The following is a 609-nucleotide window of genomic DNA, read 5'->3' on the forward strand; positions in this document are numbered from 1 at the left end:
GTGCCCTCAACATCTTGACCACACACAAACCCACAAACCATCGAACTGAGAACTCCGACCCCTGCGGAGTCGGAGCTCAAAAGATGCTCGCGTCCACTGTGCAGTTCTCAACGACCGACCCGTCACCTCCGCAACCGACCCCACCGGCCCCGACCCCGCGTTCCAACGAACACGACATCGAGCGGTATGAGATCCCGGAGGCCCGGACGAGGTGCAGCTCCCCCACCCGCCGGCGCGCGAGGCGCCGGCCGGGCAGGAGTCCGCTCCCTCAGGACCCAACAGCGTGCCTACGACCGACCCCGGACCCGCACCCGCGTTCCCCACCCCCGCAGGGGCCGTACTAGCGGGCCGCGACCGCGGCCGGCCGAACTGGTCAGCGTTCCACCCTCGAGCACCACCCCACCAACCCGCGGCTCCTCACAGTTGAGAAGCCATCCCGCGATGGGCGTGGCTCTGGGCCGGCAGAACGAGTCCGCCGGCCAGTGCTCCTTAGAAAGGAGGTGATCCAGCCGCACCTTCCGGTACGGCTACCTTGTTACGACTTCGTCCCAATCGCCGATCCCGCCTTCGACGGCTCCCTCCCGGTAAGGGGTTGGGCCACCGGCTTCG

General features: G+C 67.8%; 1 rRNA gene. It reads right to left on the minus strand.

The annotated features are described in order from the left end of the window. Window positions 1-493 precede the first annotated feature (493 nt). A 16S ribosomal RNA gene (locus tag ACI8AR_RS23765) occupies window positions 494-609 on the minus strand; the annotation flags it as partial.

The organism is Geodermatophilus sp. SYSU D01036, from assembly GCF_054050435.1.